Consider the following 17,855-nt stretch of genomic DNA (forward strand, 5'->3'; position numbering starts at 1 on the left):
CCATTCAGAAGGAGAACCGCTATGACCGCCCAATATTACGAAGCCGTTGCCGAAATTCCTTTAGATCACTGCCTGCACTTGCAACTGCCGCCGGAAATACCCGCCGGTCCGGTGCGGGTCGCGATTATTTATGATCGTGCTATCGATACCGCGGGACAAGACATTAAAAACCTGCTGGCCGCGATGCCTAATTTTGGCGACGATGCGGATTTCAATTTGCGGTATGGAGCAAATAATGATCGGCTATTCTTCTGAAATTAAATCTTGGTTTTCTTTCCATGACTTTTACTAATCAACTCAAAGATAACAATACCGCTGAGTTCTCGACCTTGTTGAAAATCGAGGGCGCCGAAGCGGAACATCATGAAATCCGTGCGGAGACTTTGGCTTCAGTTTTGGCAGGTCTGCAAAAATTGGTTTATTTGTTGGCCACTGCCGAATCCGGTCAGGAATTGGGCGAGCGGCTGAAACCCAGCAAAGCTATGCGCGAAAGCTGTTCGCTGCTTTGTGGTGTACCCCAAGCAGGCAGCTATGCCGTACCGTTGGACCTGGGCTTGCATCAACAAATGGATTTGGCGCCCAGCCCGCTTTTGGAGCGTATCGAGCAAATCTGGAGTGCGTTAGCGTGTCAGGATCAGAACCAATTAAAACAACTATTGCCCGCTACGATTGCGCAAAAGGCATTGAGAGAAATCCAGAAATTCTTGCCCAAGGAACATGAAGGCTTGCGTTTGGGTTTTCAGGGTCGTTCCTCGACAACGCCCGCATTTTTGACGTCGAAAACCTCGCGTTTTATCGCCGACTATTTGGCCCCTAAAACGTCGGAAGATGCGGTCATGACAGTTACGGGCGAACTACAGCGGATCGATTTTGCCGCGCATCAGTTGACCATTCTTTATCCGCCGACTCGGCGAGAAATTGTCTGTACTTATTTGGCGGAAATCGAAGAAAACATTATTGAATCACGTAAAGAGCCGATTCAGGTGACTGGTCGGTTTGTTTTGGACGATACGGGTAATCCGATCAAGTTAATGGATGTTACACGAGTTGAGCCAATCGATCTTTCCCCTGTGCTGATTAACGAAGTGGAAGCGGTTAATGTTCGCTTTAAACAGCCTTTGGAATTATCGCCGTCACTGGATGACGACAGTCAACAGTATTTATGCATAACCGAACCGAATATAGGGTTACTGGTTTTTGCTTTAAATCGGGAGTTATTGTTCGCCGAAATTCAAGAGCAGTTGGCAATGTTATGGCAAGAGTACGCACGGGCTGCCGATCAAACTTTAGACGCCGATGCCAAAATCATTCAGGCCAACTTATTGAATCTTGTGGAGGCAGCAGATGCCAAGGCGTAAGGATGATATTGAGCAAGGTTTGCTACGCAAAGGGTTTGTTAAAAAAGAAGGCGACCATCATTTTTTCATCTACTACAACCTGAAAGGCGAGAAAACCGCTGTTTTCACCAAAACCAGCCATACACCCAAAATGCGTGAGATTCCGGATAATCTTTTGGGATTGATGGCAAAGCAATGTCGGCTTAATAAAGCGGAGTTTTTGAATTTGGTGGATTGCCCGCTGAGTCGGGACGAATACGAACAAAAATTGGCCTCAAACAAATAAGGGACTTTTACGATGACGCTGTCTGCGCCTACCCCCACTTCGATTCGCGACGAATTGACTCAAATGGTCATTCGCGATCTTCTCGGCCCAGCTGGTGGTGTTGAGGAAGAGTTAAATCAATACGAAGACCATGCCTACCAACGTTATTTGGTCGGCATGTTGGCGCCGAAGGACAAGGAGGTAGCCGGCGGCGAATTGGACGAATTGGCAACGGGCGACGGCGATGAGGGGGAAGAAGGCAACACGGATGCCGGCGTACCCGCGGGCAGTACGTATTTTCCGTCGTCAATGGGTTTGAGTTTTGTGGTGGCATCCGAAACGGCTGAAATTCTGGTTGCTGCCGAATGGGGGCAGTACCTGCGCATCAAAAGCGATAATCAGCAGAACAAAGACGGTAATCCCTCCAATGTCTGGAAACGCCGGCCAGTGGTTGCGCCAGAATTACCGTTAGTGTTGAAGGAAGGCAATATTGCCCCGCAAGCACTTCATCCCGATCACCCCTTGGTGTTGCTGCAAGGACGCATCCGTTCGACTGCGGACGGCTGGGTCGTTACGTTATTCATGATCAATCAACAGGAAGAACGTAAAGGACGGAACGAGCCGAAAGACGAGGTGTGGGTATTTCAACCCAAGCTAAAAGTGTATGCCTCGGATAGCCAACCGATTTTTGTGCAGCGCAAAAACGTCAAACTTGATTTGTCGAAAATGGACCCGTTGACCCGCGAGGAATCCGAAACCTTGGAAATGCTTTACCGGCATCAACGCGAGTTTACCGTGGGTCACGGCATTTCGGTGCATGCCACGTTACTTGAACCTTTGGCAGAGCGTGCCAGCCAGGTGGAAACCGAATGGGTGCCTTGTTTTGAAGTGCCGCAACAAACCCCGCGCTCTGCCGCAGACGATGAAAATCTCGCCGGTTTGAGTATGGATATGAAAGCCTTGGCAGATTTACCCAAGGAAGGCTTAATTGCCAGCTTGCGCCATATTGAGACGGCCTACCGGGTGTGGATCAAAGCGGAAGCCAACAAATTGACCTTGCCGGCTGAGAAGCTAGACGGCCATGAAGAAACAGCGCGCCGAGCCGTGGAGCGTTGTACAAGGGCTTTGCAACGGATTAAGGCAGGTATCGATCTAATTGAAAACGATGCGCTGGCGGAGGAGGCGTTTCGATTTGCCAATCGGGCGATGTGGCAACAGCGGGTTCACACTACTTTTTCCCGAAAGGTGCGGAAAAAGGAAATCAAGCTGGAAGATGGCACTTCTGCTTTAGACATTGCCAAAAACCGCAGTTGGCGTTTGTTTCAGTTGGCATTCGTATTACTGAATTTACCGAGTCTGACCGATTTGCATCACTCCGATCGTAGCCATGAAACTGATGCGGTTGCAGACTTGCTGTGGTTTGCCACGGGTGGTGGTAAAACCGAAGCGTATCTGGGTTTGACGGCCTATACCCTGGCATTAAGACGCTTACAAGGCGAAATTGAGGGTCGACGCGGCGATCATGGCGTGGCGGTTTTAATGCGCTATACCCTACGCTTATTGACGCTACAGCAGTTCCAACGGGCAGCTGCGTTGATGTGCGCCTGCGAGTCGATTCGTCGGGCTGATATGGGCAAATGGGGCGAAACACCCTTCCGCTTGGGACTGTGGGTGGGTAATAAAACCACTCCCAATACCCTTGCCGCTGCAGCCAATTCTTTAAGGCAGCGCAATGTCGGAGGTAGACCTTCGGCTTCAGGTACACCGCAACAAATCACGTCCTGTCCTTGGTGTGGTTGTGAGATCAAGGAAAAACATTTGCGGGTCTATGAAGCACCCAGCGACATTGGTCGCTGCGTCACCTATTGCGGCGACGATTTAGGACGATGTGAGTTTTCCGAAGCCAAAGCACCTAAAGAAGGTTTGCCGGTAATGGTGGTGGATGAAGAAATATATCGCCGGCCGCCATCGCTATTGATTGCCACTGTCGACAAGTTTGCGCAAATGCCCTGGAAAGGCGAAACGCAAATGCTGTTTGGCAAGGTTACTGAAGTGTGTGATCGGCACGGGTTTTTATCGCCGGAAATCGATGATGGGCAATCGCATCCATCCCGAAACGGTTTGCCGTCAGTCAAAAATCGGCCCCATGGAGTGTTACGGCCACCAGATTTGATTATTCAGGACGAATTACATTTGATCAGTGGACCATTGGGCTCAATGGTCGGACTCTACGAATCGGCGGTTGATGAGCTGTGCTCTTGGCAAGTCAACGGCAAAAAAGTGCGGCCTAAGGTGGTGGCTTCGACTGCTACGATCCGCCGTGCCCCTGATCAAGTGCAAAAACTGTTTGTGCGGAAATTGGAAGTATTTCCGCCGCAAGGTACCAGTATTAGGGATAGCTTTTTCGCCATTCAAAGGCCAACGGGAGCCGAATATCCTGGTCGTAGGTATTTAGGTATTAATGCCTTCGGTCGGCGTTATCCGGTGGCGATGATTCGTAGCTATGTGGCGCATATGGCTGCGGCGCAAGCGCTTTACGATAAATACGGTCGCTTGGCTGATCCATGGATGACCTTGGCAGGATATTTCAATTCCATTCGCGAATTGGCCGGTACGCGTCGACTGGTTGAAGATGATATTCGCGCTCGTCTCCGGGATGCTGATCAACGTGGATTGGCCAAGCGTCGTGTGCGAATGGGTGCTGTTGAAGAGCTGACTTCGCGTAAATCCGGCTCGGATATTCCAAAGATATTGGACAGGCTGGAAGCTGTTTTTGATAAGGAATTGGAAGCACAGCGTTCTGCGGAGCGTAAAGCCAATCAGCCGGTTAGCTCTTCGATGCCATACGACGTAATTCTGGCAACCAATATGATTTCGGTCGGCGTGGATATTGACCGTTTAGGTCTAATGCTGGTCGCCGGTCAACCCAAAAACACATCTGAATATATTCAGGCGACCAGCCGTGTGGGACGTTCAACGGAAGGGCCTGGCTTGGTCTGTACGGTATTCAACTGGGCGCGTCCACGCGATCTATCGCATTACGAACGCTTTGAACACTATCATGAAACCTTTTACAAACATGTCGAGGCCTTGTCCGTAACGCCATTTTCCGCGAGGGCACTTGACCGGGGTTTGTCGGGTGTTATGGTTGGTCTGATGCGCTTATGGGATGAGCATTTGAACGAAAATGCCGCGGCTGGCCTGGTAGCGGATACTGACGCATTTTGGAACATGATGGCTGATGTTTTAGCCACGCGAGGCGTTAATGCCACTCATGATCCTGCTGTCGCCGAACGCATCAAGGTTATGCTGGATAGACGCCGGGATGAATGGTTGTGTCGGGTGCATAACCAAAAAGATCATCAGCTTTGTTACCGCTCCGAGGGAGGCGCGACTGTCGGCTTGCTGGAATTGGCCGATGACAAAGAGTGGAAGCTATTTACCTGTCTGAGTTCGTTGAGGGATGTCGAGGGCACCGTCGATTTGGTGCTGGATCAGCGAACCACAGGTTTACACACGGATTAAGGAAACGACGATGAACGAACTTGGTGAACTGCGTCCCAGCCAGTTAATTTTTACCTTTGGCATTGGCTCGTTAGTCGACTTGCCGAACATGTCAGCGCTGGTGATGGGACTAGATGACTGGGATACCCGATATTGTAAGGAGATCGAAGAAGATCGCTTGGTAGCCGCGGTACAAAAGCGCCTCGGCGCTCAGATGAATAGGCTTTACATGCCGCCAATAAAGTTGGATAGCATGGACCGTGATCCGACGGCGCCGGCTATCGGTGTGCCAGTAGTGCCATTTCCGCGTTGGATGCGCTGTTCTTTATGTGACACCTTGGCGACTGTCGAGTCCGGGGTTTTTAAGTTGATTCAAGACCCTTATCGCCCGGATCGGACGGAATATGTGCATCAAGGCTGTTTGAAAAGCCAGGGTGGGCGCTCTCCATCGGCTTTGTCGGTGAGATTTTTATTGGCATGTCGCTAGGGGCATTTAGAAGTGGCCCCATTGGTTTGAACAGTAAATCGATGATTTAAAGTGAAATCCCTGCCATGGTTTAGGCGGCCAACTTGAGGGTTGGCACCCCATCGTTATACGCCTGATGAGGCGTTTTTCGTTTCAAACTGGAATGCGGTCGTTCGTGGTTGTACCACTCGAAATAATCCAGGATTGAAGCGCGGGCTTGGCCGACGGAATCGTAGGCATGCAGGTAAACCCGCTCGTATTTGACCGATCGCCATAGGCGCTCAACAAAGACATTATCCCGCCAAGCACCCCGACCGTCCATACTGAGCAGACAGCCCTGACCTTTCACGGCATCGACAAACGCCTTGGCGGTAAACTGGCTGCCTTGGTCAGTGTTGACGATATCCGGCTTGCCGTAGCGCTTGAAAGCCTGTTCCAGCACGTCCACCGCATGACAGGCTTCCAGCGTAATCGCCACCTTGGCGGCCAGGACTTTGCGAGTGGCCCAGTCGACGACCGCCGTTAAATACGCGAATCCTTTGGCCAGCGGGATGTAGGTGGTATCCAGCGCCCAGACCTGATTGGCACGGTTGATGGTCATGCCCCGCAGCAAGTAGGGATAGATTTCATGCCCCGGCGTCTTCTTGCTGGTATTGGGTTTGCAGTACACGGCTTCGATGCCCATTTTCGCCATCAAGGTTTTCACATGCTTGCGGCCAATCGGGATGCCTTGCCGATTCAGCTGATCCCGTAACTGGCGAGCGCCCATGAATGGGTGTTTCAGGTGCAGTGCGTCGAGTCGGCGCATGATGTCAACTTCGCGCTCCGGAACCGGCTTGGGCAGGTAGTACACACTGCCGCGACTGATGCCTAATAGCTTGGCCTGCCGACCAATCGGCAATTTGGATTGACGGTCGATCATCGCTTTGCGCTCAGCAATCCCGCCTGGGTGAGCGCGCCTTCTAAAAAATCGTTCTCCAATGTCAGTTGACCGATTTTCGCGTGTAGGGCTTGCAGATCGACGGGGGGCGATTCCGGCTCCGCGGGCTTCCCAAACACCTCGGCGGCCCGCTCGCTCAGCTGCTTCTTCCAATCGACAATCTGATTTTGATGAACCTCGAATTCCTGGGTCAACTGCCCCAAGGTTTTATCGCCCGCCAAGGCCGCCAGGGCGACTTTGGCTTTGAAGGCCGGTGAATGTTTTCTTCGCGGTTTTTTAGACATCTTCTGCTCCATTGCTTTGTCCTTACGGACGTTCAAAAGTAGCAGGTCTTTCACTTAATCGGTTGTTCAATTTTTCGGCACCACCTCTTTTAACCGATTTTTCTTGGTTAAGTTTTGTGCACAAAGGCAATGTCCCTTGTCGGCCGGCGACATTGAGCATGCGGGAGTTTGGCGCCTCCGGTGACGCTTCTGACATTATTGTGAAATGTCATACCTGTGGTACAGAACGGCGCATGGCCGATGCATTTGACCCTGCGGCCGAATATGCATGCGCGGGACATCATCCGCATTTGCGTCTGGTTGAAAATGACTGCAAAGAAAAAGCAAAACCCATTTTGCTTGGTGCGTCGAATAGTTGGTTTCCAATTGCTCTATCCGCGTTATCTATCCCGCGTGCCACTGACAAATTGGGGAAATTGGTTGAAGAACAGTGGGCCAAGCTGATGAACGCGAATTCGTTGGCAAAGCTTGGTTTTTATCGAGAGGAACAACAGACCTACCAATCGCTAATTCCGTTATTTGCGGAATTTTCTGGCGAAGAAATCTGGGTGGCCATTGAAGAAAAACGCGCGGGCCAACAAAGTGCGCTGCCTGCAGAAGATTTGAAGCTGCCGGAATGGATGGCTTTCTCAAATCCGGATTCATCCAAGGAAAATCGAGATTTCAAATTAAAGCGAGTATCACCGCCAAAAGGGTTTGAGGCGTTTCTCGAAGACACTGTTTTAGTAGAACGAATCAGAGAAGTCCGGACCTTGTTGGGATTTACCCGGATCGAATCTAACGCCGATTTTGCCGAAGCGACGATCATTCAAGATGGTCGCATGACCAAACTTTGCCGGGATAATCCAAACTGGTTACCAGCTGCGGAAGTACGTGGAGAAGGAGTGTTTTTACGTATCCGAGAAGATGTTCTTCTGGCCTGGCAAGCGAAAGATGAGGTCAAGCAGCTTGAGCAAGAGTTTTTTGAGTCACATAAGGCCTGGCGCCGACTGAGAAAACTTGAACCCGTACAAGATGGCGCTCCAGGTATCCGACTGATTCTTTTGCACTCATTATCCCATGCTTTGATGCGGCAAATCGTTTTAGACTGTGGGTATACAGCCTCCAGTGTTCGTGAGCGCTTGTATTCACGTAATCCTGGAGAAGATGGCGGGCCCTATGGCTGGCATATTGTTGTACACCGCAGCGCCGGATAGTGAAGGCACATTGGGCGGTTTAGTCGAATTGGGTGACCCACTCACTTTAGGCCGGCACCTTCAACAAGCGCTAGAGAGCATGCGCTTATGTGCGTCTGATCCGTTGTGTTCCGAACACCGCCCCGATACGTTGGGTCGCGGCATACACGGTGCTTGCTGTCACGCCTGCCAATTTGCCGCGGAAACCTCGTGCGAAAGAGGCAATAGGTATCTGGATCGATCAGTACTTGTCGATACATTTTCCGCCCGCGGCACAGCGTTTTTTGAATGACCAACGTGCGCAAAGATTTATTTGCATTGATTGACAAGCTAGTCAAAAAAGCACCGGTTGATTGGATGAATGCCGTATGCGAAACACTTCGGTCGATTGATGCTGATGCATCATCAGACCGGGTGATCAAAAAACTACCGTCAACGAATAATGCCGATCTTTCACTTTTGATTGGCGAAACGGTGCGAATGGCTTCCAACACAATGTCGTGGGAGGCTTTGAGTTGGGCTCTTGATTCGAGTTGTGAAGTTTATCAACAAACCTTAGGCTCTCAACGTATCGAATTACTTTGGTCAGGTCCAACCCCGATTGCACAAATTCCTGCCCGCCGAATCGATCAGGCGCTATACGGTTTAATTGCTAATGCTAAAAGTGAAATTTTGCTGGTTACATTTGCTGCATCTAGGATTCAGCGGCTTGTTACTGAGTTGGTCAATGCTCGACAACGTGGTGTAAAAATCCGACTGATCCTTGAGTTCGAACAAAGCTCTGAGGGGCAATTAAGCTACGATGCGTTGAAAGCTTTTCCAGAGACCTTTGTTCAGAATACTGAAGTTTATTGCTGGCCATTAGAGAAGCGCGAAGGAAACCAAGCAGGCCGTCCTGGTAAGCTTCATGCGAAGTTAGCAATTGTTGACGATACGGTTTTAATCTCCAGTGCAAACCTGACCGATGATGCGTTCAATCGAAATTTGGAAGTTGGCGTCATGATTGAAAACAACGAATTTCTTATAATTACGAAGAACTATATTGGGTCGCTGATTTCATGCGGAATGTTAACCCGGTTAACAACCTCTACAATAAATTCACTAGGAACAAGATTAAACGCCGCCGCGAGCAAATCGCAGACAGTGTCTGCCGATGACTAATAATGCCTGCGCCGAGAGTTTCTTTCATTCGCTCAAGGTCGAAGCAATTCACGATGAACGATTTGATACACGTGAAGCCATGCGGCAAACGGTATTTGAATATATCGAAACCTATTACAAGCTCGTCAGGCGGCACTCATCCAATCGCTTTTAAAGTCCGGTTGAATTTGAAGCCCAGTTTTACCAATCCCTCGCTTCTTGTCCGTTTTTGATGGTGGGGATCAGCACTGTATAGTGGTGATCCATAAACTAATAAAAAAAATTTATAAAAAAACCAGGCACACAAAGACCATCTATCTAATATTTCAAAGTTATTTTATTCAGAATAATCACTTGACTTAAAAGTATTTATAGCTATATGGTCAGATTTCTCTTTAAATGAAGAAATAAAACCTTTTCTTTCTAAAATATTAGCAAACTCCAAATTTTCAGTATTTAGCTCAAGCTTAGGCCGCTTTCCATATGCAGGTATTTCACAAAACGGCTCTGGAAGATATTGAATAATTTTGAAAGCTTGTTCTTCATTCCAATTAGTTATACATTTGACAAGAATTTTAATTGCATCTGAAGTTGATTGAGAATTAATGATGGCTGAAGATAGAACGGCATCATCAAATCTTGAATAATCCACTTCATTTGATACAAGCACATTGGATATCAATTGTGACAAAGCTTGATTATTCTCCACGCTTTTTGGTGCAATGTCGTAAGAAATATTAATCTTACTTTCTTCGCTGATTTCACTTGATAGCAGTAACTGCCGAGTCTCATCATTTAATGGATATTTTTCCTTTTCTTTCAGATAAATATCAATGTTTCTACTAATCAATAGAGCTAAAATCTGAATATTATCACCGATGAAACCAAATGACTTGTCAGTAAGTTTCACTCTTTTTGCATTGACTAAGTGCTTGTATTTGGTTTCTGAAATGCTGTCAGGAAAGTTTGAGTAAACCCATGGAATGCAAGTTCTCAGTTTACAATAATCAGAGTCATTGATGTCATTGTTGTTAATTAAAAACCGAGATAGTAATTTACTATCTTCCTCGCTTAAAACTTCTTTTGATATATCAATGCTTGAAAGGTTTTTAACAATACGTTCTCGTCCCAACAATTCATTAAGGACATTTATATCACATCCATCACATTTCAAATAAGTTGAAATATTATTCCACGAAATGGTGACTTTTTCTTCCAAGAAGGCGTGAGACCATATAGATTCAGGTAAGCCATCGAAGGTGTCAAACACAAGTTTTTGTTTCGAAATAATGCTTTTTTTGAGCTTATCATCGATTGAATTATTATTGATAAGTGTTTTTATTGAGGCTTCGCTCTCATCGCAGTTGCTCGGAAGTGTAAGAAAAATATTATTAATGTAGGTCAATATATTTTTTTCGATATATTCCTTCAATCTATCACTACCGGCTTTTTTAATAGATGTGTAATTTTCTGTTTCAGAGTTTATAGTAGATTTAATACTTGGATCGGCGAACTTTTTGAGAACAAAGTTTACGTTATCAATCGTAATCTCATACAGGCTTTCATTATGACAGAACTCAATAACAGAACTATTATTTTCCAGTGAACTTAAATTATGGAAACGTACGTTTAACTTTTTGAGAACATCATATTTATCAGGTAACTGAAGATCAGAGGCAAGAACAAGATAGCCATGTTCAGACAGATAATCACCAAGAATATTATCGCTGTTCATATTACTGCTTATGTATTTTGAATCAACGAATCTAATAATATATGAAATTATTTCAGCTGAATGTTTTGAAGAAATGGCTGCCGACGCTAGATCAGGCCATTTTTTACTTAAGTGACGAATAAGATCATCAACATATCTACCCTTATTAAAATATGCTATGAAAAACTCTTCACACAAATCAAAATTTATTGACATGTAACTAAGCGCAGAGTCAAGGTATTTAGAACATAAGCTATGAAACTCAATAAAATAATCAATTAAGTCCACATTTAATACGTGTCCACGGCCAAAGTCTTCCTCCCTCATGTTAGCGCAAACCTCTTTAGGAGTATCAATCTTTTGGTTCGGCGCTGGACAATTAAAATTACGAATAGTTAGCAAATAATCACGATCGTTTTTGCTTAATCTACCTTCATGAAAATTAGAAATATATAAATAATAGTTTTCATCTATATATCCATTTTTAACTAAATATGTGAGTAGACGACCACCTGTTACACCGTATTCAAGGCTGGATTCATTGATTTCGATATTGCCACTTTGCAATAGTTGCGAAAGCTGTTTTAACAGGGTGTTGAAATTTGCCTATATGCCTTCGGCTTCAAAACCATTTTTTGGTTTTGTTGGGCTTCTGGAAGCCCGATCACACCTCAAAAACCGGTTTTAGCCGGTTATATTCGCCCCGAAGGGCGTTAAATTCCGCCTTTTGGCGGATTTCAGGCGCACCACCGCCTAGGCGGTACTGTATCGCCAGCCGAAAATGGTACCCATGCGCGTCAGGTTATAGGCGGCAAAGGTAAAAATCGTTTGCGCGGCGACCTTCTTTAACCCCCGGAACTTGGTTGGGCGTAGCGGGCCGACCGTCTTGGCCCAACCGAAGACTTCTTCGATCCGCTTGCGGACGTTGAGGCTTTTCCGGTAACCCTCATGCCGTGTGGTACGTCCGTCGATGGCCGAACCTTTTTCCTTGCTGGCGACATGCGGCGTGACTTTGCGCTGGCGTAACTTGGCGACAAAATCCTGCGTATCGTAATTTTTGTCGGCGGCCAAGGTCGCGCCCGGTTTGTGGATCGTGTTTGACCATGGCATGGGCCGCCTCGCGTTCTGCGGTGCCGGTGGCCTGGGTGACTTCGACTTCGACGACCAAGCCATTACGGTTCTCCATCAAGGCATGACCGAGGAAAGCCAGCTGCGATTTGTCGCCCTCGCTCTTTTTGTACAGCCGAGCATCGGGGTCGGTAGTCGAGGCATGGGTTTCGTTGCTGCGTTTCTCGCCCTTGAAGTTGACCGTGGGATTGCGGCCGCCATCTTCCGGCGGCGGGGTCGAGCCGTCTTTCTTGACGAAACTCTTGTGCGAGGCCCAGGCTTGAATCAGCGTGCCGTCCACCGAGAAATGCTCGTCAGAGATCAGCTGTTTCCACTCCGCCAAGGCCAGTACCCGTTCGAAAAACAAACGACTGATCCGTTCGTTGAGCAAACGGTCGCGGTTGGCGCTGAAGGTCGAGTGATCCCACACCTCGTCATCTATCGTCAAGCCGACAAACCAGCGGTACAAGAGGTTGAAGTCGATATGCTCCACCAGTTGCCGTTCCGAACGGATGGAAAATAGCACTTGCAACAAACTGGCGCGCAACAAGCGTTCCGGCGGAATGGAATCTCGACCGCGACGAGCGTAGAGCGCGTCGAACTCGTCGTTTAGCGTGGCGAGCAACAAGTCGACCACTTGACGCAGCTTGCGTAGCGGATGCTTTTTGGGAATCCGGCTTTCCAGGGTTCGGTAACTGAACAGGTCTTCTTGAGTAATGTCGGCGCCGCGCATGGGGACAGTGCAATATATTGGAGATAGAACTATTTTATCATTTAGAACAATACTTTATGATTTACCAACACATCTGACTCAACCAGCCAATGCGGGTTACAGGGGAGATAAAATCAACAGCCTGTTAAAGAAAGATCAGAAATCTCTTTTTCTAGCGATCTGATTTCTTGTTCAATCTGGATTTTCTTTAATTCTAAGTTATTTTCTATATTTTCCTTTCTACTTAAAAACTTCTCTCCTGGGTTGATATCTGCTTCAAATTGTTCGAATGATTTATTCGTGGGGAATCTGCCTTGATTGTATATATGGTTGTTTTGCCCCCATAACTGTATATTTTGTTCAGTAATAAGAGGCTTGAATTGTTCAAAAGTTGTAAGCTGAGAAAACTGTATATTCTGGTTATTTACCACAATTCCCATTACAGATTGGTTGGCATGCACTACTATATAACCAACATAAGAGGCTATAAGATCACGAATGCTTCTTAACTTTTCTGAATTTAATTTGTCTAAACCACTCTCCAAGTTTGCAATCTTATCTTTTAGTTTGTCTTTAATATTTGTTAAATACTCATCTCTCTTATTACAAACATCAAAAAGAACTCCTTTTCCATGATGCAAACTTTCAAAATCATTTGGATATACATTTTTGTAAATCATCATGGCGAGAAGTTTTTTTACATCTAAATTAACACTTTTTAGGAGCTCGTAGTATATTTCAAATTCATTAAATATATTATGAATAAGTCTCAGGTCATCTACATAAAGGGAAACTTCGCGCAGAAACTGTGTATCAATATTTTCTGCGAAATCATGTTTTTTTAAACGCTCCTGCATCTTATCCAGTGAATTCGAACTGTTGATAATTGGAACCACAGGAATAATGAAATCAAAAAACTTTGCCCGATTTTTATGAGCGAACATGTCATCCTTTAATGCATATAAAAACTTTATTTCGCGTGCATTTTGATTGTCATTTATAAGCTTATTTATTTCTCGAAGTTTTACAAAAATATCAGGATTTCCAAATCTGTCTAAATCCTCAATTACGACAACATCATATTTTGTCTGCTCGAAAAAATATATAATTTCATCAACATGGCGATTCAAAATAGAATTATCAGAACTTTCTGCAGTTTCAAATTCTGCATTTTTTAGAGAAACTTTCTTTATTGAAATACCAAAAGTTGCTTTATAAATATCAGAAATTATCAATGCAGGTATGGATAATGTGTATGCAAAAGCGAAACACCAAACATACCAACTTAAAGTATTGTACTCAAATTCGTGAAGTTGGTTTCTATGTAGGTAAAAATATAAAATAACTATGATCCAAAATACAAAAGCCAGAGATTTTATTATTGGATGACGAGGGGTGGTTATCCTTTTAAATCTAGAATATGGTAATTTGTTAGCATCTGCCCCATAAAGCATTTGCTGAAGTATGCTTCTTTCAATTAATGAAATATCGACATTTCCATTGTCATCTTCCTTGAAAGATGCTAGTGATACATTCATGAATCTGTATTTTTTATTATTTTTCTCGTATGTTCTGATAATGCTACTTTTACCTGATCCATATGGCCCTGTAAGAGCAATATTTTTCACTCGAGAGTTTTCGAGTGCAAATGTTATTGCTTTTGAATATGTTCCATCCTTATCAGCTTTATCACTAGGCGCTAAATCGGTAAAACTACTGCGTTCACTGTCATCAACTCCGCCTTTGAAAGCGTTGATCAATTTATATCCGAATGATTTTAAATCCATTTTTTATCCCTAACACAGTTTTTTATAGCCTATAGACAGCCGTAATTATTGCGCGTCGCAAAAGTTTTTGCGCAAAAGTTAACCAAAATCATTGATATCCCCGCATCCGGCATCGAAAACTTTTGCGACGATTAATATCAAAAGCATCTCCGCAAACATATCAATCATTCCTACACAATACTGCAGAATATCCATAGGTTGCGCCGGATTTTTTTCATACGTATCTCATCGATTGCTTGATCTACGTAAGTAAATGCAATTAAAGGAAATTCCCGGTCGCTATGCTTTCTGTTACCGCTTCGTTCACGGCCTCACCAATAGGCATTTGGCGTAAACGCATGTTGGCGCCAAAAGGAAAAGGAACGGACCTCATTGATAGAGCAAGGGCTGTAGGTGGGATTAGCGAGGCGTAATCAGAGCTCATAATTGTATTTCTCTAGTTATTTTCGACCGAATTTAGACTATAACCTAAACGGCTCTTAGGCGCCGTTGACTGTTGATTTGACCTTGGCGGCCTGTAGATCGATAAATTGCTCGGTGTGGGAACAGGAAAACGCTGCGTTTTTACGGTAATGCGAGCAGCCCCAGAATTGGCCATGCGGTCCTTTGCGCAACACCATGGCGCCCTGGCAACGCGGGCAGATCGGTTCGACAAAGTCGCAACGGCGATTTTCACACATGCGAAAGCGGCCTTGGGTTTTCAAACCACCGCCGCACCACTGGCAAGCCCGCTGCGTGTGATTGCAAAGTGGATATTGGTTGCAGCCGAAGAAACTGCCGTACTGGCTATCTCTGGGTACCATCCAGCCGGTTTTGCAAGCTGGACAGGGAATGTCGGCGATCTGCTCTTGAAAGCCTGGCCCGGTAAATTCGTCGATGCTGACGGCATAGTCGCCATCGACAAATTCCCTAATGAATGGCGATGGGTTAAGACCGTTGGTGACTAAATACACATGATGCCGCGCCCGCGTCAATGCCACGTAAAACAGGCGACGCTCTTCGGCATGCGCGAAGGCTTCGGCTTGCGGCAGCAATAATTCCAGCAGAGGATGGGTGGCTTTTTCCGACGGAAAGCCGTGTGCGCCTTTTTCCAGGCCAAACACGATCACGTAATCGGCTTCTTTGCCTTTGGAGGCATGTACCGTCATGAAGTGCAGTGACAATTGCGGATAGCGGCGCTTTAAGGCGGCGACATCGGGCCGTTTGAAATTAAAGCGGGCTAACAGCAAGACACTGGCAGTTGGCTTGGCCTTCCCGGCGATGGCATTGAGTGCGGCATGGATGCCGGTCAAATCCTGATCGGTTTTGATGAGGGATACGGCATTGTGTTCGACAAGCCGCAGGCTACGAATCTGTTTGTCGATCTGGCTGGGATTTTGGGTGACGAAGCGTGACGCTACTTCACCAATTTTGTTGTTGAAGCGAAAGGTTTGATCCAGCACGCTGGTTGCCGTGTCGCCAAAGTGGGCTGGAAAGTCTTTGGTTAGCGCGACATCGCTGCCGGTAAAGCGGTAGATGGATTGCCAGTCGTCGCCAACGCCGAATAAGCTGGCTTCGGCTTGCTGCGCCATCAACGCTTTTAACAAGCGTGCCCGGCTGGCGGAAATATCCTGAAACTCGTCCACCAGCAAATAGAGGTACGGCGATGAAAAACGCCCGGATTCGACGTATTCAATGGCCCGGCCAATCATGTCGTCAAAATCGAGGGTGGCGTTGTCGCGCACCCGTTGCTGATAGGCTTGGTAGATCGGTTCGAATAAATGCGCGGCGGCGCGCATGCGTTCCTGGTCTTCATGCTGGTCGGCCTTTTCCACCAATTGCTTGATACTGAGGTAAGCAGCTTTGAACAAACTGAGGACTTGCGCCATCAGTTTGCTGAATTCCGATACCCGGCCTAGCTGATTCAGTTGGTCGAGTAGCTCGTTCTGCGGCAAGGGTTTGAACTGAACGCCGGCAGCCAGTAATTTTTCGCTGAGTACTTCGGTCAATCGCCCTTGTTGTTTCAGGTAGCTGTATGTTTCGATCAACGGGGTTTGATATTTTGCGTGTAGCGCCCGTTTCCAGGTCATGCCGGCCAAGTAGTTTTCTTGATTGATAAACGGCGGCGTTTGATTCAGCTCGTTGACCGCAAAGTGTTCGATGTAAATGCCGTAAGCCGGCAGAAAGAAATCCGGTTGGTAGACGCGGTAATCCGGGCCGGAGGTATTGACCTGGTAATTGGCTTCGTATTGGTAAGTAATCCCTTGCCGGTACAAGAAATTGGCGATCTCGCATTCTTCGTAGCTTTTGACGAGCTCGCCTTGCAGTGTACGAATATCGTTTTCGAGGATGTACGCATTGTAAGCGCCCAAACTCTTGAAATTGAATTGGCTTTTATAGGGATAGGCAAAACGTAGGAAATAGGTCAACAGCCGCGAGCGATAGCGTTCATCTTCCAGCAGGCTTTGAATTTGACTATCGACAAACACAGCACGTAGCGTGTCGTCTTCCGCCATTTTGTCAATGGCCGGCCTAGCACCTTCAACCTGGCTAATGATGTCTAAACCCAGGCTATGAAAGGTTTTCACTGTCAGGTTTTGAATCCCTAATTTCGACCGGATGCGTTCGCCCATTTCATCCGCCGCTTTGCGGGCATAGGCCAGCATCAAAATTTGTTCGGGTTTTGCCAGACCGGCTTTGAGTAAGTAACCGGCGCGACCGATCATGGTACTGGTCTTACCGGTACCCGCGCCGGCCAGCACCAGGTTGTGCTGTTCGTCGATGATGCAAGCCTTGCGTTGCGCTTCGGTCAGCGGATTGGTTTCGACCTGATCAAAAAAATCCCTGAACAGCTGGGCTTGTTGATCGATAAACGCTTGATTGAACCGGCTGATCTGCTCATCCGTGTTGTTTATTAGCGAACGGACATGCTGATAGTCTTGATGCAGCTCGCTCGGTAAATACTGTAAACAATCAGGACGCTTGAGGCCCGCCGCTAACGCAGCATGACGTTTGAACCAATGACCCGCCAGCGCACGGCGAATATAACGTCGGCCGGAAAAGATCAATCTGGCTTCTTGAGCTGCTTGTATCAAGGCAAGGGCAAACTCTTGGTAGAAACGCTGGATGTGTTGATTGACGTGGCGTTTCATCGATACTTGTAACAATGCCGATTGCTTTTTCTCCACGCCGCCAAAACGCAAGGTCTGGCCATCTATCTGAGAAATCAACAACGTGTCCCAAAACCAACCGGATTCGATGCCAATAGCTGGCTGAATACTTAGTACGTGATGTTGATGTTTCTTTTGAAACTTGTCCGTCAACACCAGCGTTTCTTGGTCGAGAGCAAAGGCGTGAAAGCGGCGATCATTAGCAAACCACTTGGCCCATTGACTCAGTTGGTAACGTGGTAAGTGGTTAGGCATTGGCGTCTGCATATATCCTT

The 17,855-nt window shown here is 46.7% G+C and carries 11 protein-coding genes and 2 pseudogenes; 8 read left to right on the forward strand and 5 right to left on the reverse strand.

Annotation, left to right across the window (positions count from 1 at the left end; all coding sequences use genetic code 11):
* Window positions 1–21 precede the first annotated feature (21 nt).
* From F1E05_RS14800 to F1E05_RS14820, 5 genes are read left to right on the forward strand one after another with little or no spacing between them, the layout of a single operon-like run.
* Window positions 22–255 (forward strand): hypothetical protein, encoded by a 234-nt coding sequence (locus F1E05_RS14800; protein WP_150049767.1) that lies wholly within the window; start codon window positions 22–24, stop codon window positions 253–255.
* 23 nt (window positions 256–278) lie between these two features.
* A complete protein-coding gene (locus F1E05_RS14805) occupies window positions 279–1,358 on the forward strand; it encodes a hypothetical protein (RefSeq protein ID WP_150049769.1) in 1,080 nt (359 codons plus the stop codon).
* Entirely contained in the window at window positions 1,345–1,623 is a 279-nt protein-coding gene (locus F1E05_RS14810; RefSeq protein WP_150049771.1) for a hypothetical protein, read from the forward strand. The genes F1E05_RS14805 and F1E05_RS14810 overlap by 14 nt, the downstream gene beginning before the upstream one ends.
* A 12-nt stretch (window positions 1,624–1,635) precedes the next feature.
* On the forward strand, window positions 1,636–5,127 hold the full coding sequence (gene drmA / locus F1E05_RS14815; protein ID WP_269473486.1) for a DISARM system helicase DrmA: 3,492 nt from the start codon (window positions 1,636–1,638) through the stop codon (window positions 5,125–5,127).
* Window positions 5,128–5,137: 10 nt separating this feature from the next.
* Window positions 5,138–5,593 carry a hypothetical protein gene (locus tag F1E05_RS14820; protein ID WP_190303160.1) on the forward strand — a complete coding sequence of 152 codons (456 nt, stop codon included), beginning with the start codon at window positions 5,138–5,140 and terminating at the stop codon, window positions 5,591–5,593.
* 70 nt (window positions 5,594–5,663) lie between these two features.
* On the opposite strand, the gene F1E05_RS14825 is transcribed toward F1E05_RS14820, so the two are convergent.
* Window positions 5,664–6,796 (reverse strand): IS3 family transposase gene (locus tag F1E05_RS14825; RefSeq protein ID WP_232056670.1). Its coding sequence is split into 2 segments (ribosomal slippage): window positions 5,664–6,535 and window positions 6,535–6,796, totalling 1,134 coding nucleotides; the frame shifts between segments, so codons are not numbered across the junction.
* 62 nt (window positions 6,797–6,858) lie between these two features.
* On the opposite strand from F1E05_RS14825, the gene drmB reads away from it, so the two are divergent.
* From drmB to F1E05_RS14840, 3 genes and pseudogenes are all read left to right on the forward strand, one after another.
* A complete protein-coding gene (drmB, locus tag F1E05_RS14830) occupies window positions 6,859–7,992 on the forward strand; it encodes a DrmB family protein (RefSeq protein WP_232056671.1) in 1,134 nt (377 codons plus the stop codon).
* Between the two features lie 267 nt (window positions 7,993–8,259).
* The gene (gene drmC, locus F1E05_RS14835; protein WP_150049775.1) at window positions 8,260–9,132 is read left to right on the forward strand and encodes a DISARM system phospholipase D-like protein DrmC; all 873 of its coding nucleotides are present in this window, start codon (window positions 8,260–8,262) and stop codon (window positions 9,130–9,132) included.
* A pseudogene (locus tag F1E05_RS14840) lies at window positions 9,131–9,286 on the forward strand (IS3 family transposase); the annotation flags it as partial. The gene drmC and the pseudogene F1E05_RS14840, both read left to right, overlap by 2 nt.
* Before the next feature lie 162 nt (window positions 9,287–9,448).
* Here F1E05_RS14840 and F1E05_RS14845 read toward each other — a convergent pair.
* The 4 genes and pseudogenes from F1E05_RS14845 to F1E05_RS14860 form a co-directional block, all read right to left on the reverse strand.
* The gene (locus F1E05_RS14845) at window positions 9,449–11,392 is read right to left on the reverse strand and encodes a hypothetical protein (RefSeq protein WP_150049777.1); all 1,944 of its coding nucleotides are present in this window, start codon (window positions 11,390–11,392) and stop codon (window positions 9,449–9,451) included.
* A 186-nt stretch (window positions 11,393–11,578) separates the two neighbouring features.
* Window positions 11,579–12,665: pseudogene (locus F1E05_RS14850) on the reverse strand (IS5 family transposase).
* Between the two features lie 113 nt (window positions 12,666–12,778).
* Complete coding sequence (locus F1E05_RS14855; RefSeq protein WP_150049779.1) at window positions 12,779–14,431, reverse strand: YobI family P-loop NTPase; 1,653 nt, start codon at window positions 14,429–14,431, stop codon at window positions 12,779–12,781.
* Window positions 14,432–14,910: 479 nt separating this feature from the next.
* The gene (locus tag F1E05_RS14860) at window positions 14,911–17,835 is read right to left on the reverse strand and encodes a UvrD-helicase domain-containing protein (protein ID WP_232056672.1); all 2,925 of its coding nucleotides are present in this window, start codon (window positions 17,833–17,835) and stop codon (window positions 14,911–14,913) included.
* Window positions 17,836–17,855: the final 20 nt, after the last annotated feature.

Origin of the sequence: Methylomonas rhizoryzae (genome assembly GCF_008632455.1) — a bacterium.
Lineage (GTDB): Bacteria > Pseudomonadota > Gammaproteobacteria > Methylococcales > Methylomonadaceae > Methylomonas > Methylomonas rhizoryzae.

Bases quoted from the DNA above. Each gene is read 5' to 3' on its own strand.
- F1E05_RS14800 (WP_150049767.1), top strand. From the start codon at position 22: ATGACCGCCCAATATTACGAAGCCGTTGCCGAAATTCCTTTAGATCAC.
- F1E05_RS14805 (WP_150049769.1), top strand. From the start codon at position 279: ATGACTTTTACTAATCAACTCAAAGATAACAATACCGCTGAGTTCTCG.
- F1E05_RS14810 (WP_150049771.1), top strand. From the start codon at position 1,345: ATGCCAAGGCGTAAGGATGATATTGAGCAAGGTTTGCTACGCAAAGGG.
- drmA (WP_269473486.1), top strand. From the start codon at position 1,636: ATGACGCTGTCTGCGCCTACCCCCACTTCGATTCGCGACGAATTGACT.
- F1E05_RS14820 (WP_190303160.1), top strand. From the start codon at position 5,138: ATGAACGAACTTGGTGAACTGCGTCCCAGCCAGTTAATTTTTACCTTT.
- drmC (WP_150049775.1), top strand. From the start codon at position 8,260: ATGACCAACGTGCGCAAAGATTTATTTGCATTGATTGACAAGCTAGTC.
- F1E05_RS14855 (WP_150049779.1), bottom strand. From the start codon at position 14,431: ATGGATTTAAAATCATTCGGATATAAATTGATCAACGCTTTCAAAGGC.
- F1E05_RS14860 (WP_232056672.1), bottom strand. From the start codon at position 17,835: ATGCCTAACCACTTACCACGTTACCAACTGAGTCAATGGGCCAAGTGG.